The sequence below is a fragment of the Shimazuella alba genome (genome assembly GCF_009831235.1).
Taxonomy (GTDB): Bacteria; Bacillota; Bacilli; order Thermoactinomycetales; family Thermoactinomycetaceae; genus Shimazuella; species Shimazuella alba.
Window position 1 is genome coordinate 175375 of the sequence record NZ_WUUL01000006.1, and the last position, 23695, is coordinate 199069.

A 23695-nucleotide genomic window follows, 5' to 3' on the forward strand; every position below is an offset into this window, starting at 1 on the left:
TTTCCAATTAAAATCTATCTAATTACTGGTTTGTGATTCATATTTATAATAAAATTTAAATCATAATTTATTTACAACAGGATAAGGAGATATAAAATGGATCAATTTCATTTCAAAGTAAATCTCAAAGGTATGATTGATCTACTGTCCAACCACCTATATAGCACACCACAAGTTTTTATTCGAGAACTCATCCAAAATGGTGTGGACGCGATCACAGCACGCCAAAAAATAGAACCCGATCATAAAGGTGAAATTGGATTAGAACTATTTGCACCTAACAATGCTTATCCAACCTTATATATAGAAGACAACGGAATCGGGTTAACAGAAGAAGAAGTTCACCATTTTTTAGCGCAAATTGGACAAACATCAAAAAATAAATTAGATAACGAAGATTACATTGGTAGATTTGGAGTAGGTTTGTTATCATGTTTTATCGTCAGTGATGAAATTGTCCTTCTCACCTGCTCGGTGAAAGAGGACAAAACCATCGAATGGCGTGGTAAACCTGATGGAAGTTATACCATTAAAGTTTTGGAACAGAAAATGGAGCCTGGAACAAGGATTTATTTACAGAGTAAGCAAGGATTTGATTCTTACTTTAAAGTAGACCAAATTCAACAAATGGTTCGCCATTATGGAGAATTTTTGCCCTATCCAATTCATTTTTATGGCAATGAATCAATCCGACTAAATGCCGAAAAAACTCCTTGGGAGATGAACTCACAAGAAGCACTCCAATACGGAAAACAGAAAATGGATATCGAATACTTAGATGCCATCCCACTATTTTCTGCTACAGGCGAAGCACAAGGTGTTGCCTATGTTTTACCGTTTTCTATCCGCGTCAATGCAAAACAGCGACATCGCGTCTATGTGAAACAAATGCTTCTCTCTGAAAAAATAGAAGGAATATTACCTGAATGGGCGTTTTTTGTAACCAGTATCTTAAATGTAAACCAACTGAAACCAACAGCATCACGTGAAGAGTTTTCCAATGATGCGCGTCTTGAACTTGTGCAAAAAGAGCTTGGCGAATGTATCAAGCGATATCTGGTTCAGCTGACCAAAACAAATCCTGACTTATTTGAAAAAATTATTCAGGTACACTATGAATCGCTCAAGTTTTTAGCAAAAGAAGATGACGAGTTATATGCTCTTTTCATTGACTGGCTGCCATTTACCACATCATTAGGTCGTTTGACGGTGAAAGAAATCCGTAAGCATACAAACAACATTTTATACACTCCTAATATGGATGAATTTCGCCAGATCAGCCAAGTCGCAAAATCGCAATCCGTATGTGTGATCAATGGTGCATATGTCCATGACACAGAACTGATCGGAAAATTGGGTTCGGTATTCCCTGAACTGACTGTAGAACAAACAAATCCTAGTACTTTTATGTATCAATTCACTGATCTATCCCTAGAAGATCGTAGAAAAGCTTTTGATTTTGTAGAACTTGCAAATCTTGTTTTGCAACCTTATCATTGCACGGCTGAGATGAGAAACTATCAACCATCTGATCTTCCTGCATTATATACCACAAATGAAGATGCACTTTTTATGCGTACAACAGAACAAACCAAAGAAGAGACCAATGATTTGTTTTCTTCTATCATCGGACAACTAACGAGCAATAAAGTAAAGCCAAATGATGCACAACTATGCTTTAACTTTCAAAATCCAACGATTCAAAAAGTGATTCAATCCAACAACAGAGAACGAAATCAATTAGTTATTGAAATCTTGTATGTTCAAGCTCTCTTACTTGGAAACTATCCGTTGAAAAAACAAGAGTTTCAGCTATTGAATAAAGGATTAATTTCATTTATTGAGCAAGGGATAGGAGAATAGATAATGGTAGAGAAATTTGAAGAATTACTAGAACAGGCTTACTTAGCTCCTAGAGGAAAAGTAAAAATCGGATTGTTAGAAGAAGCTATTCGGATAGCAGATACTCATCTTGACATAGATGCACAGTTCGATGCTCGTATGGAATTAGTAGACACAGCGATTTTTTCTGGACATGGGGAAAAAGCAATTGTTGCCTTTGCATGGTGTCTAGCACAATATGACAAAAATCCTAATATGTACAATGACCATCAAATGATGTGGAATTACAAGTGGGTAACAGATCGATTACTTGAATTTCCAGATATAGAACTCCAAAAAGTGAAAGCCACATTAGAAGATTTAAAAAAGAGATTTACCCAAACTGGACATGGCCCTCACTTTTATTACTATATCAAGCAAGCATTAGCAATGCAGTTAGAGAAGACAGACGAAGTTCAGCATTATTATGAAAAATGGATCAGAGAACCGAGTGACTCTCTATCCGATTGTAGAGCTTGTACATTGGCAAACCAAACAAAAACCCTTTTATACTTAGATAAATTAGAAGAAGCATTGGCAGTCGCAGAGCCTATCTTAAAAAGAAGATTGTCTTGTCATAGCGTCCCTCATCGAACCTATGCTGACTTATTGCTTCCTCTTTTGAAGGCAAATCGCAAAGAGGAAGCAGATGATTACTATCAAAAATGTTATCAATTAATCTATAACCAAACAGGATTTATGGATACCGTTGTTCATTTACTCACCTATGCAACTATCACAGACATACCAAAAGCAATTTCTCTGTTGGAAAAATACTTACCTGAAGCGATTGATTCAGACGAATCCGCTGTACGATATCAATTTTATACCGTGGCTACTGTCTTATGGGATTTATTAGATGAAGAGACGAAAAAGACAGTCAAATTACCTGATACAAACAACATGACTCAAATAAACGAAGAACTAGTGCGACTAGCCAATTTATTTAATAAACAAAACAAAACAGATGTATTTACGAAAAAGATCGATCGTATTCAAACCGAAATTCGACATCTCCATCAAATAAAGAACTAGTATCCAAAATACCCTGACAGTAGTTGTCAGGGTAATTCTTTATAATAAAATGGTAATCATAAACTTGGAGGCGATATATATGTTTGTAACAATTGAGCAGTTTCGTAATGAATCGAAAGGATTATTGGCAAATACACAAAAACTATTTGATACCTTAACAGATGCATCTCTTGAACAAAAAATAACCAGTGACCATCGTTCGTTAGGACAAATCGCATGGCATTTAGTAGAATCTATCCAGCTTCTATCCATGGTAGGATTAACGTTACCAACTGCGAAAGCAGACGAAAGCCAATTAAAATCAGCAAAGTACATAGCCAATCAATACAAAAAGATGACAGAATCACTACTAAATGCAGTTACTACACAGTGGAACGACCAATCTCTACAGGAATCAAAAGAGCTTTTTGGGCAAGTATGGAAAAATGGGGAAACCTTACGTTTTACCGTCATCAATCATACCATACACCACTGTGGACAGATGACAGTCTTGATGAGACAAGCTGGTCTTTCGATCCCTGGACTATTTGGTCCCACAAAAGAAGATCAAATCGCACAAGGGAAAGTACCACTAGTCTAAGAAGCCCGGTAAATATGAGTAAGTATGGCATGTATGTGAAGTTTATTACTCATGATGGGAAACGTGAAGAACTGGCTCATACTTTGTTGCAAGTAGCAGAAATGATGGACTTGGTGACTGGATGTGAACTTTATGTGATCAACCAGTCCATCGAAGATGAAAATGTTCTATGGGTAACAGAAGTTTGGTCCAGCAAGGAAACTCATCAAGCATCTCTATCCATGGAAGACAGTAAAGACTACATTACGGCAAGTTTACCGCTTATCAAACATGTGGAAAAAGTAGAACTTCAACCATTAGGAGGACATGGAATTTAATACCTTCTAGAGGCTTTTGGATGTTGTATTTTATTCTTTATCTTTCCCATTCGAAAAAGGTTAAAATTCAGTAGTTTACCATACAACTGGACTTTGGATAGTGAGTTCCATTGTTATTTAAAGCCATCAATACTCCAGGACGAACTTTTCTAATCGTCCTGGTTTTTGATTTCATGGAGAATGATATAATTACTACAGATAAAACTATTCTGAATTGGGTCGGTAAAATGGATAACAAAAAGTTAAAAAGCAAAAGCAAATTCCTCAGTCTTATTCTACGGCACCAACCAGAGCTAATTGGTATAAAATTAGATCAAAATGGATGGGTTTCCATTTCTGCTATATTAAATGCTTGCAAAGACCATGGGAAACCTTTAACGATGGAAGAATTACAGTTTATTGTAGAAAATAACAACAAAAAACGTTTTGCATTTGATGAAAAACTGCAACGCATAAGAGCAAACCAAGGACATTCGGTAAAAGTTGATCTTGGTTATGAACCCAAATCTCCACCGTCCATCCTATATCATGGAACAGCCATACAACATTTAGGAGATATTATCAAAAATGGATTGGTAAAAAAATCACGTCACCATATCCACCTCTCCGTTTCTGCTGATATAGCTTTGGAGGTGGGAAAACGACATGGTGTTCCTGTTGTCCTTACTATTTATTCCTACCAAATGGAACAAGACGGCTATGATTTTTATGTCTCTGACAATGGAGTCTGGCTAACAGATCATGTACCTGCTAAGTATATCCTTCAAAAAGATCATTTAAAGAAAATTAGCTTTCACCTTTGAAAAAGAAACGGAATTCCCCAATTAGTTACTGCAATCCCAAATAATCACACCAAATCAACTTGATCTGGATTCACTTAATGATCAAGTTTTTTATTTGATAACATCGCTTCTATTGTTCGCTTAGTTACTTGCCATTTGTTGAGTTCTATCAATGGAGAAAAACCTTTTCACCTCACAAATACGCTAGTCCTTATCATGTTTCTGTTCTCCTACCCCAAACTTAAATACTTTTTCATAAGTATCAATTTGATCCAATGCTGATTGCATACTGGATCGATAACGGTCTTCTTGATCTTTGACTTGCTCCTCAGCTTCTGATTTTGGCAAGGGTCCTAGCAGTTGTGGAGGAATTTTAAGGGGTGTGGGTCTCTCATCAATTACCATTAGCCAAACATGGCCTAGTGGAGTGAAACGAATCTCCTCTTCCATCTCAGGAAAATGGATACATGCCTCTTCCTTAGATAAAACTTTATACACTTTTTTGGTAAGTGCACTGTATCTACTTTTCATATCTAACTCCTTTGTATCAATTGCTTTTAAACACTTTCTACAGTGCTTAATTTAATTCCTACTTGGATTGAAGAGAAGGTTCGTGCTTTACTCCATCAAACTTATCTATTTATTCGTCCTCTCGATCAACTGCGATGACTGAAAACTCTTCAGGGGTATATGAAACTACGCTACTGAAACTCGAACCAAAAGGCTTTAGTTACAAGGAAATAAAGCAAAAGGAAGTAAACAAATGCAGCTTTATACCATCTTGCAGTATAGCTATTGCCTAAGCTAGATATTCCAATGAAAGTATCAAGTATTATGGTACTTCTTTAGTGAGTTACTATTCTGTCTACAAGCTGAAACATATATATGACTGAATTGTTTATGTTTGTTGTTATGTTTTGCTTGCCAATCGCTATCAACGAATGCATGATGATCTTATCAATACCTTTCTATTCGTGTAAGCAGTTACCTAGAAGAAGAGTTAGCTTAATCAAAAAAAGAATTAGAAACAGAATAAAAGGAATACTCCCTAATTTCAATGAAGTACTCCTTATTTCACCTTTTCGAGCAGTTAAAATGGACTGGTAATAACTTATCTCTACATGGAAGCTTATTTTAATTTTCAGTGTTCACTATGAACAAAAAATGACTGATTGTCTCTTGCAAAGGTTTCAAAGGATATTGTCTTTTTACCTGTAATTTCTTCCGCCACGTGAGTTATTTCAGGTGTATATCCAAATTTATTCGATTTGATTATCTCAAAATTATCTAACATAGCCTCGATAATTTCATTTGCTATTCCAACTTGTTGCAATGTTTGCCGGAATGAATTAGATGGAACATCTATAAAATGAATTTTTTTTTGTGACATGAGAAAGAATATCTGCGTAAAAAAATATGCCTCTGATTTGCTCAGATAAACAATATAACGGTTAGATTGAAGACTTATAAAATTGAGTGTAGCCCACCACACTATGTATTTGGAGTGAGTGGACTACAAAATTAGTAGTGCATATTATTCCATGAAGGTCAGAATTCTTCGGACTCCACCTCGAATTCCACGTATCCTGTTCCGTTTCCATCTGCCGGCCACTGCCCGTTCGTTTCCTTCCCCATCCACAGGTGGAATCGGGGCATGTGCACGTTGAACGGGAACTGCATGGAGTGGGAATCGGTGAACTGCTCTGGCGGGATGATCAACAGCTCTCCGCATACCTTGCAGTCAGTGGTGGCACCGGCGAGCTGCCTGATCGTCCACTTCGGGTAACGCTTACGCTAGGAGTGACCACACCCGGTGGTGAACCTCGTACCGTACTGACGGCGCGTCGCATTGTCTCTCCTCAATGGTAACTACTATTCTTCCTATATTTTATTGATAATGAAAATCAAAAATCAAGAGTTAATCGACGAAATTTTCTATATTTTATATAACTCCATTTACGTCAAAAAGAAAAAATTCATTTTCCAAAAAATAAAGTTACCTTACACGATCAATACTTAACATTAACCATTAAACATATACTCTATTTTCATCTATGTGAACAATACCTTCGAACCTTTCTCTCTATCGGATCGTATACACAGATATTCAACGCAAAACGGTCTATTGCTCTCCATGCATCCCCCTATTTATTCCCATTCAACAAAAATCCCCTGACAATAAACGATCAGGGGATCAATCATACTATAAATAGATAGCTCTTTTCTCCTTACTACTTTGCTTTGCTAATTCTATGATCTTAATCGTCATCAAGCCTTCTTCTGCTGTTACTGGAGATGGTTTATTCTCAACAATATGCTCATATACTTTCTGATAATAAGTTGCATAGGAACCTGCAATCGTTTTCACTTTTTGCGATATGGTTTTCCCATCCTTGATCGAAGTCAGCAGTCCATACTTATCAGGGTCATCAGCACCCCATTCTTCTCCAATTGGCTTCTTTCCTGCTTTTAATGCTGCTTCTTGACTATCTAATCCGTACTTAATAAAACTCCCTTTTTCCCCATGAACAATATACTTTAAATCATGCGCTGGGACGATAGATCCTGAATGCAGGATAACTCGCATGGTATTGTATCCTAACACAACATGAAAATAATCGTCTGTTACAGCGCCATCTCGTTGATTGAGAACATCAGCCTGTACAAATTGTGGAGTTCCAAACAAATGTAAGGCTTGGTCAATCAAATGAGAACCCAAATCATAGAGGATACCAGATCCTTCCCCTGCTTGCTCTCTCCAACGATTTTGCACATCAGGTCGATAGCGGTCAAAATGAGCTTCATATGTTTTGATTTCGCCTAAAGTTCCTTCAGCTATCAATTGTTTAATGGTGAGAAAATCATTATCCCATCTTCGATTTTGATAAACACTGAGCATAAGATTTCTTTCTTTGGCTATTCTCACTAATTGCTTCGCTTCTTCTACTGTGTTCACCATGGGCTTTTCTAATACCACATGTTTTCCCGCAAGCAAGGATTGTTTTGCCATTTCAAAATGTAATATATTTGGAGTAGTAATAATCACAAGTTGAATAGAAGAATCATCTAGTATATGTTGGATGTTAGACACTACTTCAACATTACCTAGATCTTCATGTACCTTCTCTGGGTTAGATGAAAGAACCTTGGTGATCTCAAAGTTTTCCAATACTGCTAGCAAAGGCGCATGAAATACTGCCCCTGAGAAACCATATCCAATAAGCCCTACTTTTAGTATTTGCATAAACACCCTCTTTTCTTATCCATTCTCCTCTTCTCTATTCTCGGCTAAACCTGCCTTTAAAGCAAACAAAGCTGCTTGTGTCGATCTCGGATTTCTAATTTTTTCAAAATTGATGAAATATGATTCTTTACTGTTCCCTCACTAATATACAGCTTTCTTGCTACTTCTCTATTGTTAAAGCCACTTCCAAGTAAACGAAGTACTTCTATTTCACGATTAGTCAGCTGTTTTAATTTTTTATGCTCTTCTTTTGCTCGCATACTAGGTATTGTGTTGTTTTGATTTCGACCTGCTAGTTCTGCAATAATTTTACCTGTTACATCTTCTTGCATGACAATTCCACCGCGATACACACTATGAATAGCTTAAACGATCGCTTCTGAAGGCATATCTTTGAGCAAGTAACCTCGTGCTCCACTTTGTATGGCAGAAATGATCAGGTCTTTATCATGAAATGTTGTTAGCATGAGAATTTTTGTTTTTGGATACACTGCAAGAATTTGAGTTGTTCCCTGTACGCCATCTAATATCGGCATCCGAATATCCATTAAAACAACGTCTGGTCTGTGTTGTTTTACCAACTCAATAGCTTTTACTCCATTGGATCCTAGATCTACTACTTCTAATGTTTGTTCTAGATCAAGAATCATGGAGAGTCCTTCTCGCATCAGTCGTTGGTCATCTACAAATGATAATTCGGATCATCCATGAGCCACCTCCCTCTGAACGACGGGAATAACAACTCTTGTTTTAAAACCTTTCCCTTTTTCGGTAAAAAATGAACATGTTCCATTCAATTCTTTTACTCTATTTTGCAAATTTTTCAATCCAAATCCTTTTTGTAGATGATCACATCCAATTCCATCATCCCAGATATCTAATTGAAGTTGTTCAGCTGAAAAGCAGAGACGAACCCAAACACTTTTCGCATCACCATGTCGTTTGGCATTGGTTAATGTCTCTTGTAAGATGCGATATAAACCAAAAGTGTACTTACGTGACATAAAGGATGGCAAGCTACCTTTCGCTTCATAGGAAACCTCTAATTTTGTGAAACGGGAAAATTTTTGAATCAGTTGTCTAAACTTCGTATCAAGATCGGTTTCTGCCCAATTGCTCCTATCATTTTCCTCTATGGAAAACCGAATATCTCGATAAATGGAGCGAGCTAATTCTTCACTTGTTTTCATCATTGATATACTCTTTTTTTGATCTATCGATAAAAACTTCTAGGCTGCCTCCAATTGAAAAATAAGAGCTGTGACGGTATGACCAACTGTATCATGAATCTCACGAGATATGCGATTTCTTTCTTCCTGCATCGCAAGTTGTTCCACTGTATCTGCATGTTCACGCAGTTTTTGATAGGAATTTTCTAGTTCCTGATAGAGCTTCATGGTCTGATTTTTCATTTGGTATGCATAACGAATCAATCCTCCTGTCGCACTTGCAAATACGACAAAAGAATAATTGATGATGATTTGCATAGGAGGATGAAGCGATGGCTTTTCACGTTTGATTGAAGAACTCTCACAATCGAAAATATAAGTTCCAAAGTGAGCAATATAAAAAATATGATAGACCAAATAAGTATAAAAACATATTCCTGATAATACAGAAATACACCTAATCCAACTAAGCCCACAAGCAGAGGATAAGGAAAATCCGTATAAACATAAACAACACCAAAAATCAAGGATATCAGCAATTCGATCACAAATAAAATCCAAAATCCTCTTTCTATCTTAAAAATAAAAAAGTAGAAATGACATATACACAAATCGCCATTAGATTAAATATTACATTTACTTCGATAATAAAGAAATTCGCACTAGCCATACAAGTCATGACTAACATTGGTATGTCATCAACGTTGGATATGAATTTTCCAATATGCGTTCCATACTCATGATGAATAATCCTCCTACTACATATGAAGCAGAATAAATTGCCTCCCTTCAAGTGACAATTCCCACTCTTTTGTATTATTCTATATCAAAAGTCATAGGAAATTTTTCATCCTATGACTTATAGATTCTAATATCTCCCAAAAAATAGAATTCCAGCTAATCATCCTTACCAAAAGGTAAGAATTTGTAAGATTATTCAATGGTTTATCGTATTTATTTATACTATGATAACGTTGTACCCAAAAAGAGATGTTTTCGTATCCAATATCAAAGGATGCACAAAGCTCTAATAGAGGAAAAATCATTAATCAAGTTTTGGATCGCATACGTTTTTCAGTAGAACAGGGGAATTTCTTGGAATAGCTGATCATTCATAAAGTCTACTTCGGTTCGATCATAAATAATGAAGCAGATTGCAAAAGTGTGAAGAATGAAATCCCGCTAACATTGTTTCATGGGTAATTCTGTTCTTTCTTCCTATATTAGTAGCAGTTATCATCTTTTATTTGAATGGGTGGTTCTACAAAAATAGTAAGGCATATCCATCATACATATTAGGCATTCAACATTTTTAGTAGAACAGTTGCTTTTGCATTGGGAGTGACAAAAATCAATTCGCTAGTAGAGGTGTTAATCAAATGGAAAACTGGATTATAAATTTTATGGAAGAATTCGGATATTGGGGCATCTTCCTCATGATCATGTTAGAAAATGTATTTCCCCCGATTCCTTCTGAGATTGTCTTAGCATTTGGTGGATTTATGACTACAAAAACAGATATCACTGTTTTGGGAGTTATTATAGCTTCCACCATAGGAGCAGTAGCTGGTGCGATTATTTTGTATTATATTGGTAAATTACTTAATGTCGAAAGATTAGAGAGAATTGTTGACCGATGGGGACATATCTTACGCACTAAAAAAGAGGATGTACATAAAGCTAACAGTTGGTTTGAAAAATACGGCGTATGGACCGTATTCTTTTGTCGGATGGTACCGATCCTACGAAGTCTTATCTCCATCCCTGCTGGAATGAGCAAAATGAACTTTATCATGTTTCTTGTCTTTACGACCCTAGGTTCTATCATCTGGAATGCAGTTTTAGTAAATGTAGGAGCAGCTTTAGGAGCAAACTGGGAACAAGTTCTCGATTTTATGGGCGTCTTCCAAAATATTGTTATCGCCATCTTAGGAATAGCAGCAGTTTGTTTCATCGTCTGGTATATTCGAACTCGATACAAAACATCAAAATAACAAAACAAAACATAGCTAAGAAGTTTGTAACATCTATAAAAAATGTATAACCTAACTAAAAATCCTCTAATAGTAGAGATCATATGTATAATAAAAATCGCCTTCTTTTATAAGAAAAAGGCGATTTTTATTATACATATGATTATTCGTATCAAAAGCGCAGATGGAAGTGGATGAAGCATCCTTTGTATTTTTCAACAACAGACGCGGAAAACATAGTGCGACTTGTGCCTTAGGTGCACATATATCAAGCGACTTTATCCCGTTTTCTCATTTATTTATGCAACAACCTCATATGTTATTTATTTTAGATTAATCTCATTTATTTTCTTGCTACAAAACGTTCTTACGATAATAGTTTGTGTCAATACCAATAATGATGTGGTTTAAATAGTGGTTCTGAATACTTTCGCTTTGCATTTTTCTTTGAAGAAACTTTAGGTGGTCTTTTCTGATTTTTGTTTCGTGTCTCAGCTATACATTCGTCTGTCGGTCCAATCACAATTGTTTCTTGGTGTAGAGGAGCAAGTGTTTCTTTTAGTAGTTTTGGATCTAAGCAATACGTATGGGAGAGAACTTCTATTGGTGTTTTCGTCAAAAGATCAGAACCAAAAATATATTCTGGATATGGAGCATCAAATATAGCAAGTAAATGGGTATCATCTGTTGTCGCCATTTCCCAGTGCCACCACCCCTTTGGGATATTTGCTACTTGCCCAGGGGTTATTGGAATATCAGATCGTTTATTAGTAAATGGATTGATGAGTGAAACCAAAGCACTCCCGGAAATGCAGTAAACTAACTCCGCAGCATTTTGATGATAGTGAGGTTCTACCACTCGACCCTTGCTCAAATAAATATCAAGTAAAGAGTTATTTCCCAGTGTGTTTAAATTGTCTCTTCCTAATCGATTGATAAAATTTTTGTCATTACGTGTATTTAATCGATTTTGATTTATGTCAAAAAAGAATTCCAGTCCCGGTCTAGTATATTCTTTCCATGGATCCTTTGCCATATCAAGGCTCCTCTCCTCATCATCCTGTCTATGCAGTATATGTGGGGTGCATAAATCCGTGACAAATGACTAGGAAAACGAAAAGGTATACGAAGCCCCATAAGATATTCATATATTTTACCTGTATACTACCTATGAGAAGGAGAGAAAAAAATATGACATTTAAAGTATTTATTGTAGAAGATGATGAAATGCTGCTTTCCCTTTTAGAAAAATTTTTGCAGAAATATGGATTTGAGACCTTTTGCGTTAAAAATTTTGATCAACTTTTAATCGATTTTCGAAGCTTTCAGCCGCACCTAGTTTTATTGGATATCAATTTACCAAAATATGACGGGTATGAATGGTGCAAACAAATGAGAAACATCTCAAAATGTCCTATTATCTTTATTTCTGCCCGTGATAGTAAAATGGATCAAGTCATGGCATTGGAATATGGGGCAGACGATTTTATTACGAAACCCTTCGACTACGAAATCACACTGGCCAAAATAAAAAGCCATCTAAGACGCGCCTATGGGACGTATTCTGCGTTATCCCATCAAAGGATAATAGAATTAGATGGTTTGCAATTAAACCTTGATCGTCTAACCCTTACCTGGAAATCCAATACAGTAGAATTACGAAATACGGAAGCGAAAATATTGGATTTATGTATGAAACAAATCGATTGTATTGTCAGTCGTGATCAACTATTAGAAAACATTTGGGATGATCAAGCATTTGTGGATGAAAATACATTGAATGTCTATATCCGACGGGTTCGCAACAAATTAGACCAATTGCATCTAAATGGTGCGCTGCAAACGATTCGAGGAGAAGGATACCGATTGACACCTATCTGGAGGGAGATAATATGAAACTATTTCTTCAAGAACAGATCTCTCTGTTTGTCTTAAATGTACTTCAATTAAGTTTTATCATCCTACTTTTGTGGCTTGATGGATTTCATGAACTACAAAAATTGGTATATCCGATTTTCTTTAGTTTTTTCCTACTCCTTTTGTATCTTTGTTATCGCTATTTAACAAATCGTACTTTTTACGAACGATTATCTACTCCGGTTCAATCGATAAATACATTCAATAGAAAAGTACAGTCAAGCCCTCTATCACAAAGTTTAGGAAAATTATTAAAAGATCAGAGTGAACGATACAGAAAAGAACTACAATCGTACAAAGATCAACTCGATCAACATATTCAATTTATCAATCAATGGGTACACCAAATGAAGACTCCTTTGGCCGTCATTGATTTGATATTGCAAAATCTACAAAATAAGGAAGCGGGCGAAATATCCTATGAGTTAGACCGCCTAAAAAAAGGGTTGGATCTGGTTTTATATACCTCTAGATTAAGTGTTTTCGATCGAGATTTCTTTGTGGAAAAATTGAATTTGGAATCCATCGTACGAACAGTAACTTCTGATTTAAAAAGGCTTTTTATTCGAAAAAAACTGTTCCCACAGTTTCAATTGGAACCTTCTCTAACCGTTACATCTGATGAGAAATGGCTATCTTTTGTAGTCATGCAAATAGTCATCAATTCGGTTCGATACAGCCCAAAAGACAGCAAGATTCTTTTCCGTAGCTTTCATCGTGGGAAGACAACCGTTTTAGAAGTGATAGACTCAGGGGTAGGTATACCTGCAAGTGACTTACCACGTGTATTTGATGCTCATTTTACTGGGCAAAATGGTCGTAATTTTCATGAGTCTACCGGAATGGGACTTTTTTTAGTACAAAAAATTTGTCAGAACTTAAGCCATCAAGTTGAAATAAAATCCATTGTTTCCAAAGGCACTACTGTACGGATCTCGTTCTAAAATCCACTACCTTACCAAACGGTAAGATAGAGTAAGATAAATCATTGGTTAGAAAGCTTTATTTTCATTATGATACATACATACCCGAAAAAGAGGTGTACACGTGTCTATTCTTAGGGTGAATAAAATTTCAAAAGTATATGGAAAACAGCCAGTATTGGATCGTATCAGCTTTTCTATCGAATCAGGTGAATTTGTAGGAATAATGGGACCTTCAGGCAGCGGAAAGACAACTTTATTGCGAAGTTTAGGTACTTTGGATCGTCCAACGTACGGAGAAGTATGGATAAAAGATGAAAGTACATTTGAATTACAGCAGGAAAATCTATCCGTGTTTAGAAGAAAAAAACTGGGCTTTGTGTTTCAACAATTCGACTTACTAGATACATTAACAGTAGAAGAAAATATACTTCTGCCGCTTATTCTGAATAAAAACGATATTCCTTCTATGAAGCAGAGGTTGCAAGAAGTTACCACAGATTTAGGAATAGAGAATCTTCTTAAAATGAGGATTGACTCTTTGTCAGGAGGCCAAAAACAGAAGGCTGCTATTGCACGAGCGATCATTCATCGTCCAGATCTGTTACTAGCAGATGAACCGACAGGTAATCTGGATTCGAAAGCTTCACGCGAAATCATGGAGATATTCAATTCCCTTCATAAACAAAATAAAACCACTATCTTGCTAGTTACACATGACCCTGTCATCGCTAGTTACTGCGATCGGCTATTATTTTTAAAAGATGGCCAATTATATAATGAAATCTACAAAGGTGATGACCAAAAAGGGTTCTTTCAAAAGATATTGGATATGCTTGCGTTATTGGGGGGAGATAGACGTGACTTTTATACAATTAATTTTCCGAAATATGATTCGTAATTATTCGATGTATTTAGCTTACTTCTTTAGCTGTGTTCTATCTATCCTGAGTTTCTTTGTCTATACACTTTTTGTCTTACATCCACAACTTAGCAATCGAGTTGTCTTACAAAACGCCATTGAGTGGATGAATGGAGCTAGTTGGATTATCTATACATTCGCTATATTTTTTATCCTATATTCGATACAAATTTTTTTACAAAACAGACATCGAGAATTTGGAATATGGTTTATGCAAGGAATATCGATGAGACAATTTCGTGGAATGATTTTTTTTGAAAACTTATGTATTGGAATGAGTTCCATTCTAGTGGCAATCGTTTGTGGGATAAGTATAGAAAGGCTATTTCTCTTAGTCAGTACAGCAATAATGGATATTTCTCCTCTGGAATTTTATTTCCCATGGAAAGCAATTTTTATTACGCTTGGGGTATATGCGCTGCTGTTCATCCTTGTAGCCTATGCAGCTCCTTATCTCATGAGAAAGAAAAAAGTAACGGATTACTTTTATCGTCGAAAACAGGAAAAAAAAATGTCCTTTTTCTTGTCTATGCTATCCATTATTTTGCTTATGCTGGGGTATTACTTAACACTTGTCACGACAAAAACCAATATCTTCACTCATTTTTTCCCAATACTTCTGTCGATAGGAATAGGTACTTATTTTTCATTCACACAACTTATTCCTTTCATCTTCTCTCTTTTTAAAAAAAGGCTCCATTGGTATTGGAAAAAAACGAATTTCATTGCTATATCCAACTTATCTAGTTCATGGAGAAACTATGCTCCGATCTTCTTTATCATCACCATGATCTATACTATTTCTTTTTGCGTATTGGGTACATTGGCTTCATCTCAAGCATTAAACAAACAGTTTCGTTTGGACTACCCACTTGATGTCGGTTATATCGCAAACAACAAAAAACCGTTTCAATCGCAAAATATTTTACAAATCAAAAGAGAGCTAAGTGCAAGAGGGATCAATTACACCACATATCAAACAAACATAAAATATATTCCCATTAAATCAACCAAAAAGAAAAGTTATTCCGATATTCCAATTATCTCATATACCGACTACAAAAACATGGTTCTCAAATCCGGAAATACGGTTGCGGAACCTCCCTTAAACGAAAACGAAGTAATGAGTTTGTTGACATCTCAATTAGATGACTATCCTATTTATGATAAATATCAAGTAAGAGACAGCTCTATTATCTTGAATCAAAAGAAAATTGGAAAACATGTCACCATACCATGGCGATTATTACAGAACCAGGCACTCATTGTAAGTGATGCTATGTTTGCGAGATATTCTTCGTCTGTATCTGCGACATTTATTGGGTTTTACAGTAAAGCTCCTCTAGATAAAACTTTGCATTTAGGAGAAACGTTAGTTCGTGAAGGACGTATCATGCCTAGTGATCATAAACCTTACAGCATGATAGTAAGTGGAACTTTATACGAAAACCAAATCCACTTATTTCGCATCTTATTTTTTATTATGTTTCTAATTGCCATCGTTACTTTTGTCTCTTCTGGGAGTTTTCTATACTTCCAGCTTCTTTCCAAAAGAAAAGAGGAAGTGAACCGTTATAACATATTACAAAAAATTGGGTTGACTGATCGCGAATGGAATAGAGCTATCACTCGACAGCTATCGATTTTATTCTTTCTCCCCATATCCATAGCGGCAATACACAGCATATTTGTACTAGTAATCCTGCAAAAATACTTTATCGTATCCATCGTATCAGAATGGATTATAGTAATAGCAACATTTTTAGTAGGTCAATTGTTTTATTTCCTACTCATACGTAGGCGATACAAATGGAATGTACAAACAAACTATTGTAATTAAAAATCGATATCAATTAGTAGACTGAATCATCCCCTTTACGTAGGTGATTTGGTTTCATTCCAAATCGTATATACAAACTTGCTAACAAATAAGGAGGAATGAAGGATGAAGAAAAGACGAAATATTAATACTATTTTGGTAATATCAATCGCCTTTCTGTTTGCTTTTATCAGCCTTTATGCAATGATTCCACCAAGTCCCGATAAAAACGCTGACTTTGTTAAAAATTTCTCAGCTGATCGTGCCTTGCACCATCTCAAAAACATAGCAAATACTGCCCATCCATCAGGTTCCATTGAAAATGAAAAGGTGCGAAATTATCTCGTTGAGCAGTTGAGAGTATTAGGGTTAAAACCTGAAATAGAGCATTCCAATCATGCATCCTTATATCCAAAAATGATTACAGGTGGAGACATGTACAATGTGATCGCCAAGCTTGAAGGTTCTGGAAGTGGTCATGCGATCATGATGTCTGCACACTATGATTCTGTTCAACAAGGACCTGGAGCAAGTGATGATGGGGCTGGTGTAGCTGCGTTACTTGAAACCATTCGCGTTTTAAAATCGGCTCCCACTTTAAAAAATGATATCTACTTCGTATTTACAGATGGCGAAGAACAAGGATTAATGGGAGCTAAAGAATTTTGGACAGAATCGAAACATAAACAAAAAATAAATATGATTATCAATTTTGAAGCAAGAGGGACAAGTGGCCCATCGATCATGTTCCAAACCAGTAAAGAAAACGGTTGGATTGTAAGAGAATTTGCCAAAGCAGCACCAAATCCTGTTACTTCTTCGTTACTTGGAAGTCTATTTGAAATTATGCCTAACGATTCGGATTTAACTGTTTCGAATGAAAATAAGATACCTGGATTAAACTTTGCTTATGGGGATGGATGGACAGGATACCATACACCTAATGATAATATCCAACATCTTGATATTCGTTCACTGGAACATCAAGGACGAAATGCTTTAGAAATGGCTAAACATTTTGGTCAATTGGATTTAAGTCATACTAAACAAGAGAATGCTGTCTACTTTAACTTTTTTGGCCTAGTGATCTCGTATTCTTATTATTGGGTTTATCCTCTAACAAGTTTCATCGTATTTTTGTTTGCTATGGTTACTATCATTGCAGTAAAGAAAAATGCTGCTACTTATAAAGGCTTTGGAATCAGTCTATTGGCTATTTTTTCAGCCATCGTCGCTTCCATTCTTGCAACAGTTTTGATTTGGATGGGAGTAAATGCCTTATGGGCAGAAAAAATGACTCTATTTAGTGGTGCAATCTATGATAGTTCTCTATATCAATCGGCATTTTTGCTGCTAACAGTTGCCGTAAGCCTGTTCATCTGGAAAAAATTCCGATCCATAAATACATGGGAAATGACTTTAGCAGCTATCTTTCTCGGTGTAATCTTCCTCCTATTACTGACACAGTTTCTTCCTGGTGCTAGTTATTTATTCGCATGGCCATTACTTGCGTCCTTGCTTATACTCGGATGGGTGGTATGGAAGGACAAGACAGAAAGTATAGCAGATCAACCCTTGATTCTAACTCTGATGTCATGCCTTCCAGTCGTTTTATTTGTTCCACTTCTCAAGTTACTGTTTACCTTTTTTCCAGTCAGCCTTGCACCTTATCTCATGCTGCTGGTGGTGTGGCTCCTCGCATTGCTATTCATGCATAGTAAACTACTCTATCAATTGGGAAGATGGGTGCCACACACCTTAGTAGGAATGGCAATCATCGTGTTAGCAATTAGTTTCTTCCAAGCTAATCCTGGCTCTGACCGCCCGATTGATAGCAACTTATTTTATGTGGTAGATCAAGATAAAAAACAAGCAAAATGGGTTAGTTTGGAGCCTCCAGATAAATGGACAGAACAATATGTGACTGCAACAAACAAATCAAACATAAAAGAAATTCTTCCTTTTAACTATGACAAAGAAGCTTGGGTTGGAACTGCCCTTGTTCGAAATTACGAAATGGCAAAAATAAAACTAGTAAAAACGGAGAAAAAACAAGGAAAAAAATTCATCCATCTTCGCTATTTGGGTGGAAACGATATTCAAAACATGTATGTTTCAGTACCAGGTGGACGAGTACAGAAGGTAACAATAGGAAAAGAATCATTTGTCATCCCTAAGACAATGCAAACTTTTTACTATAAACAAACTGGTATCCCGAAAAAAGGTTTGGATTTGATCTTGGAAATAAAAGGCGAGAAACCAGTAGAATTCACATTTGCTTCAGAACAACATCCTGACCCCGAAATTCGCTCGAAGCGCCCATCTCGATGGATTTCAACTGGCATATTTGACGAAAGCATATTCATCACTGATCGTGTTACCTATTAGTACTATTATTTAAGTAATTTCACTGCTTATATTTATAAACTCTTTAGAAAAAGAATCTCCTTCTAATACAACATGCGAAGGAGATTCTTTTTTACACCCATTCAAACGGATGCCCAAGTCACACAATTCTTCACTAATTGCCTATAATCTTTTGGCTGAAAAGAATTTATATTATGATTGTTGTGGTATCAGTAGGAAAGACGATAAAATTAGCAAAAAGACGCAAAAATGGATTAGGTAATAATTTTACTGTCAAAATGTAAAACAAAATACGCCCTACTAGAAAAGGGCGTTTGATTTATTTAACCTCTCAACACTAGGAAAATGCTTTAAGACATAGCAATGGATATTGGTGTTTACAGAAAAACACTACTGCTTTTATACCTTCACACCTCTAAACCAAACACATCTTTATAAATCTCTTTTATTTTCTCTGTATCTATGATTTGTTTCTTTTTATGCATTCCGTCCAAAATTGTTAATGATCGATCACGTAACGTGACCCTGCCTAGTTCCGTAACCTTCATCATAACAGGAACTTTATTAAACGAAGAGTCTTTGCTGTACTGTGTGAACTCACAAACTGTTTTAAAGTCATCTATCTTTCTTTCCACTTGTGGAAACTTATAGAGCATAGTCCAATCCGCGTCTTCTTTTTTTCTAAAATCAATGTATCTGGTTCTTCCCTAAATGGTTTAACACGATAATAGGCGTTTAGTATGTGTATCTCTTCCCCGGTTAACGGAATTGGTTTACTGGGAGTATTTCCGCCAAATCCAACATCGACTAAATAATAAACTTCGTTTAAACAAACAATATTCGTCAGATGTGACCCTTGTTTAAACCATGAGCCATTCAAATATACAGTAGCTGCACGCATGGATACAGCAAATCCAAGTTCTTGGAGGAAGAAATGAAAAAGTCCATTTAACTCATAGCAAACTCCTCCTCTTTGATGGTTTACAATTTTTTGATAGAGATGATTGATATCAAAAGATAAAGGAATGCCCTGTATAATATCTAAATTTTCAAAAGGAATATGGGTTACATGGTTTTCTTGTATTTGTGCTAAGTCTTCTAAGCTATTTTTTATATTCCCTGTTACACCAATTCGGGTTAAATAATTTTTGATGTCCATTTCGAGTTACCTCCTTGATTTGGTAATAATCTGACAAAATACTTTGACTTAAATTCATGAGATGTATTTCCTATACGATCGTGTTCTTTTCACTATGAATGGATAATTGTAAACAACTATTGTCTTTCGGTTAAACACGTGACTATATGGTAACTAATTCGATAGTACGTTACCATATAGTCACATGTCAAGAGGAAATGAAACTTTTTTATCCGATTCGATACTCAAGAGTAATCTTATTTCATTAGCTCTAAAAGAGCCCTGTAGTTGATTTAAAAGATTTCTCCGCTTCCTGTAAGGAATTAAAAAACACCTTCACACTAGAATGATGAGAAGGTGTTCCGTCGCAAAAAGTACGATATCAAAGGAAGTATTGGTATATCTTCCAACATAGTATTTTTCCAGATTTCTCGATTGACATATCTCTGAAGATACTTTTTCCAGTTCTTCTTTGTTTACTCATGGTTTGAATTTTCTTGACTGGTATGTTGCTTAATGAGATCAATGGTGTGGTAGAGTAAGCTCTTATCTCCCCATTGCCCATGTCCTGCTATAACAGTTTTGACATTAGGATACTTGTCTATTACCTTCTGAACAGAATCATCCCATTGTTCAACATTTGCATCAGACAAATTTCCAAGATCTTTTGCTCCTAATGCTTTGATAAAACATCCACCAAATAATATTTGATGTTGGGGTAGCCATACCGTAATGTTATCTTGGGAATGACCTTCTCCAGGATAAAAGGCTTCTATTACTGTGTCTCCTACTTTCATCACTGGTTTTGCATCAAGTGTGGGGTTAGGAGAAGGATATCCGCGTTCTTTCGCAAGTTTTGCTGTCAAAAACGTACTACGTACATCGATCCCCTGATCCAGTAACGCCTGAATGCCACCAATGCTATCATCATGTGCATGAGTAACGAGTGCCATCACAACTTTTTTCTTCAGATGTTTTTCGATCATCTCTAATAACTCTTCTGTTTTTGCGTGATTTTCCAATGTATCCCATGCTGTATCAACCAAGACTACCCCTTTGGAAGTAGAAACAACTAACCCATTGTGGTCAACAGTTGTGCCATTGTAATCATTATAGGATGTGTGTGCCCATACTTTATCATTCAACTGAGTTAATACAATCGTCTTATCTGCGTTGGTAATTTGAGTAGGAGACGATTTTTTAGATGAAGACACTGCTTGATCCTTCACTTGATTTGGACTCGTTGGTTGCTTTTGTTTTTCCTCAGCGCTAATTTGCAATGTTCCGTTTGAAAAGAGTATCAAACCTATCAAAACGCTTAATGCGATTAGTCCAACACCCACACCTTTTAACATTCTTTTATTTTTCAAGATAAACAATCCTTTCTACTATTTCATTCTTCAAAATGAAGTGAAGGTAGGATGAACATGAGGATTTACCCGATATCACGGTTTCACTCACTTCACAACTCACAACTGGACTTTCCCTCCAACCTCCTCTTTTTTGCTTTCAGTTTGTACTCCTATGTAAGCTAAAATCGAAGGCTTTCCGGCAGAAACTACTATTAGGAAGTCAGTATATATAAACAGTGGTCAACAATTTGACTACACTTGTAATACAATACTACACATGTAATCATCCTGTGTCAATCTTTTCGTTCCAGAGAGATTACCTTCTTACATTTTTTACAGCTCATAAATTTCCAACTTTGCTAATATTAACAAAATTACCTCCATCATCATCATAAAAAGATATAGGGTTTTAAAATTTTCTGCTATTATGTCATACATAAGGTAAACATCTGGAAATGGAGACGAATCACATGTTCTTTCCTTACTTTGTAGTAAGTTTTATGATGTCTTCTCTTACTGTTGCCATCATTATGCTAATCAGAAAAGTATTTCAAAAGCAATTATCTGCAAAATGGAAATATAATCTATGGTTCTTTCTTTTTATCACCTTAACTATTCCCTTTCTTCCAAATCAATTATTTGATTTTGGGGATTTCTTCACATGGGATATCCATCAAAACAATGGATTAAGTCTATCTAATACCTCTACTCAGGATCATGCATTTAATGATCAAAATTGGATGCAGAACTTTGCCCTATCCGTAAATCGTTTTGACATGACACTCCTAAATGAAACATTGGCAGTTACATGGATCATAGGAATGCTAGTTATGGCTATCTTGACCATAAAAGCTTGGTTACAGCTAAGGCGAATGAAAACCAGTGTACGGATCTTAGAAAATCAAGAAATCCTTCTCTTATTCGAACAGTGTAAACAAAGCTTAAACATATCAAAGCAGTTGATTATTGGTGAATCTCCACTTATCAACTCTCCGCTTACTTTTGGTCTCTTTAAGACGTATGTTTTACTCCCTATTCATTTTGATGAATGGTTGTCTAAAGAAGAAATGAGGTACATCTTTTTACATGAATTAAATCATTACAAATATAAAGATATCCTCACGAATTACCTAGTTGTTTTTTATCAAATTTTATACTGGTTCAACCCATTGGTTTGGGTGGCGTTTAGAGAAATGAAACTGGATCGTGAAATCGCTTGTGATAGTGCTGTCTTACATTCTTTAGATAAGCGATGTTATGCAGAATACGGAAATACCATTATTCATTTTCTCGACAAATTATCCAGACCAAAATATATTACTTTGGTAAATCAGTTAAACGGTGCCAAGAAGCAAATAAAAAAACGCATTGAGAGTATTGCAGCATTTACAGTTGAATCAAGACAATTGCGGCTAAAAAGCTTAACCATCTTTATGCTTATGGGGATCTTTGTTGCAAGTCAGATTCCGATCTTTTCTGTAATGGCTTATGATGACCAACGTTATGAATTTGACGGTAAACGAACCATATACGAAAATCTGAGCAAGTATTTTGCTGAATATGAGGGAAGCTTTGTATTGTATGATTTGCAAGCAGATCAATATCGTATCTATAATGAAAATAACAGTACTTTAAGAGTTTCTCCGAATTCAACCTATAAAATCTATAGTGCATTGTTTGCATTGGAGTCCAATGTCATAACGCGAGAAAATTCCACCATGAAGTGGAATGGTAAGCACTATCCTTATGACTCTTGGAATCAAAATCAAAATTTATCTACAGCAATGAAAAGCTCAGTAAATTGGTATTTTCAGGATTTAGATAAAAAGGTACATTTGAATAAGATCCAACATTACCTCAGCCAAATTAACTATGGAAATAACAACCTTTCTGGCGGATTATCTCAATATTGGATAGAATCATCTTTAAAGATTTCTCCAATAGAGCAAGTCCAATTGCTCAAAGCTTTTTATAGAAACGAATTTGGATTTAAAAATAAAAATGTGCAAACCTTGAAAGAGGTTATTCAATTAGAGGAAAAAAATGATGCGCGTCTCTCTGGAAAAACAGGTACGGGAAGTGTCAATGGAAAAAATGTAAATGGTTGGTTTATCGGATATGTAGAGACAAAACAGAATACTTATTTCTTTGCGACCAATATACAAAATGAAAATAATTCCTATGGCAGTAAGGCAGCAGAAATAACAAAATCTATTTTGAGGGATAAAGCTATATATTAACCGGTTTTTTCGACCAAATGAAGTTTTTAAAAATAA

The 23695-nt window shown here is 35.8% G+C and carries 19 protein-coding genes and 2 pseudogenes; 12 read left to right on the top strand and 9 right to left on the bottom strand.

Annotated elements, in window-relative coordinates:
- Positions 1-96: 96 nt before the first annotated feature.
- The 5 genes from GSM42_RS10755 (at position 97) to GSM42_RS10775 (ending at position 4616) form a co-directional block, all read left to right on the top strand.
- Positions 97-1863 (top strand): HSP90 family protein, encoded by a 1767-nt coding sequence (locus GSM42_RS10755; protein ID WP_160801543.1) that lies wholly within the window; start codon positions 97-99, stop codon positions 1861-1863.
- Between the two features lie 3 nt (positions 1864-1866).
- A complete protein-coding gene (locus GSM42_RS10760; RefSeq protein ID WP_160801544.1) occupies positions 1867-2916 on the top strand; it encodes a tetratricopeptide repeat protein in 1050 nt (349 codons plus the stop codon).
- A gap of 79 nt (positions 2917-2995) precedes the next feature.
- Positions 2996-3496, top strand: coding sequence for a DinB family protein (locus GSM42_RS10765; protein WP_160801545.1), 501 nt, complete (start codon positions 2996-2998; stop codon positions 3494-3496).
- Between the two features lie 14 nt (positions 3497-3510).
- Positions 3511-3813, top strand: a complete 303-nt coding sequence (locus tag GSM42_RS10770; RefSeq protein WP_160801546.1) for a putative quinol monooxygenase — start codon at positions 3511-3513, stop codon at positions 3811-3813.
- A 227-nt stretch (positions 3814-4040) separates the two neighbouring features.
- On the top strand, positions 4041-4616 hold the full coding sequence (locus tag GSM42_RS10775) for an RNA 2'-phosphotransferase (RefSeq protein WP_160801547.1): 576 nt from the start codon (positions 4041-4043) through the stop codon (positions 4614-4616).
- Between the two features lie 183 nt (positions 4617-4799).
- On the opposite strand, the gene GSM42_RS10780 is transcribed toward GSM42_RS10775, so the two are convergent.
- From GSM42_RS10780 to GSM42_RS10805, 6 genes and pseudogenes are all read right to left on the bottom strand, one after another.
- A complete protein-coding gene (locus GSM42_RS10780) occupies positions 4800-5126 on the bottom strand; it encodes a hypothetical protein (protein ID WP_160801548.1) in 327 nt (108 codons plus the stop codon).
- A gap of 610 nt (positions 5127-5736) precedes the next feature.
- Positions 5737-5985, bottom strand: a complete 249-nt coding sequence (locus GSM42_RS10785) for a hypothetical protein (RefSeq protein ID WP_160801549.1) — start codon at positions 5983-5985, stop codon at positions 5737-5739.
- 813 nt (positions 5986-6798) lie between these two features.
- A complete protein-coding gene (locus tag GSM42_RS10790; protein ID WP_160801550.1) occupies positions 6799-7839 on the bottom strand; it encodes an oxidoreductase in 1041 nt (346 codons plus the stop codon).
- Positions 7840-7854: 15 nt separating this feature from the next.
- Positions 7855-8544, bottom strand: a pseudogene (locus GSM42_RS10795) (response regulator).
- A complete protein-coding gene (locus tag GSM42_RS10800; protein WP_160801551.1) occupies positions 8541-9032 on the bottom strand; it encodes a sensor histidine kinase in 492 nt (163 codons plus the stop codon). Before GSM42_RS10800 ends, GSM42_RS10795 begins: the two are co-directional and overlap by 4 nt.
- Positions 9033-9068: 36 nt before the next feature.
- Positions 9069-9569, bottom strand: a complete 501-nt coding sequence (locus GSM42_RS10805; RefSeq protein WP_160801552.1) for a histidine kinase — start codon at positions 9567-9569, stop codon at positions 9069-9071.
- Between the two features lie 818 nt (positions 9570-10387).
- On the opposite strand from GSM42_RS10805, the gene GSM42_RS10810 reads away from it, so the two are divergent.
- A complete protein-coding gene (locus GSM42_RS10810; protein ID WP_160801553.1) occupies positions 10388-11002 on the top strand; it encodes a DedA family protein in 615 nt (204 codons plus the stop codon).
- A 364-nt stretch (positions 11003-11366) separates the two neighbouring features.
- Here GSM42_RS10810 and GSM42_RS10815 read toward each other — a convergent pair whose 3' ends face one another.
- Entirely contained in the window at positions 11367-12017 is a 651-nt protein-coding gene (locus tag GSM42_RS10815; RefSeq protein ID WP_160801554.1) for a cupin domain-containing protein, read from the bottom strand.
- A 155-nt stretch (positions 12018-12172) separates the two neighbouring features.
- On the opposite strand from GSM42_RS10815, the gene GSM42_RS10820 reads away from it, so the two are divergent.
- From GSM42_RS10820 to GSM42_RS10840, 5 genes are all read left to right on the top strand, one after another.
- Positions 12173-12877 (top strand): response regulator transcription factor, encoded by a 705-nt coding sequence (locus GSM42_RS10820; RefSeq protein WP_160801555.1) that lies wholly within the window; start codon positions 12173-12175, stop codon positions 12875-12877.
- Positions 12874-13842, top strand: coding sequence for a sensor histidine kinase (locus GSM42_RS10825; RefSeq protein WP_160801556.1), 969 nt, complete (start codon positions 12874-12876; stop codon positions 13840-13842). Before GSM42_RS10820 ends, GSM42_RS10825 begins: the two co-directional genes overlap by 4 nt.
- 103 nt (positions 13843-13945) lie before the next feature.
- Positions 13946-14722 (top strand): ATP-binding cassette domain-containing protein, encoded by a 777-nt coding sequence (locus tag GSM42_RS10830; RefSeq protein WP_160801557.1) that lies wholly within the window; start codon positions 13946-13948, stop codon positions 14720-14722.
- The gene (locus GSM42_RS10835) at positions 14682-16583 is read left to right on the top strand and encodes an FtsX-like permease family protein (RefSeq protein ID WP_160801558.1); all 1902 of its coding nucleotides are present in this window, start codon (positions 14682-14684) and stop codon (positions 16581-16583) included. Before GSM42_RS10830 ends, GSM42_RS10835 begins: the two co-directional genes overlap by 41 nt.
- Positions 16584-16688: 105 nt before the next feature.
- Positions 16689-18950, top strand: coding sequence for a M20/M25/M40 family metallo-hydrolase (locus GSM42_RS10840; RefSeq protein WP_160801559.1), 2262 nt, complete (start codon positions 16689-16691; stop codon positions 18948-18950).
- 386 nt (positions 18951-19336) lie between these two features.
- On the opposite strand, the pseudogene GSM42_RS10850 reads toward GSM42_RS10840, so the two are convergent.
- Together GSM42_RS10850 and bla are read right to left on the bottom strand one after the other, a co-directional pair.
- Positions 19337-20088, bottom strand: a pseudogene (locus GSM42_RS10850) (arylamine N-acetyltransferase family protein).
- A gap of 455 nt (positions 20089-20543) precedes the next feature.
- Positions 20544-21437 carry a subclass B1 metallo-beta-lactamase gene (gene bla, locus GSM42_RS10855; protein ID WP_237446562.1) on the bottom strand — a complete coding sequence of 298 codons (894 nt, stop codon included), beginning with the start codon at positions 21435-21437 and terminating at the stop codon, positions 20544-20546.
- Between the two features lie 452 nt (positions 21438-21889).
- On the opposite strand from bla, the gene GSM42_RS10860 reads away from it, so the two are divergent.
- The gene (locus tag GSM42_RS10860) at positions 21890-23659 is read left to right on the top strand and encodes a BlaR1 family beta-lactam sensor/signal transducer (protein ID WP_160801562.1); all 1770 of its coding nucleotides are present in this window, start codon (positions 21890-21892) and stop codon (positions 23657-23659) included.
- Positions 23660-23695 lie beyond the last annotated feature (36 nt).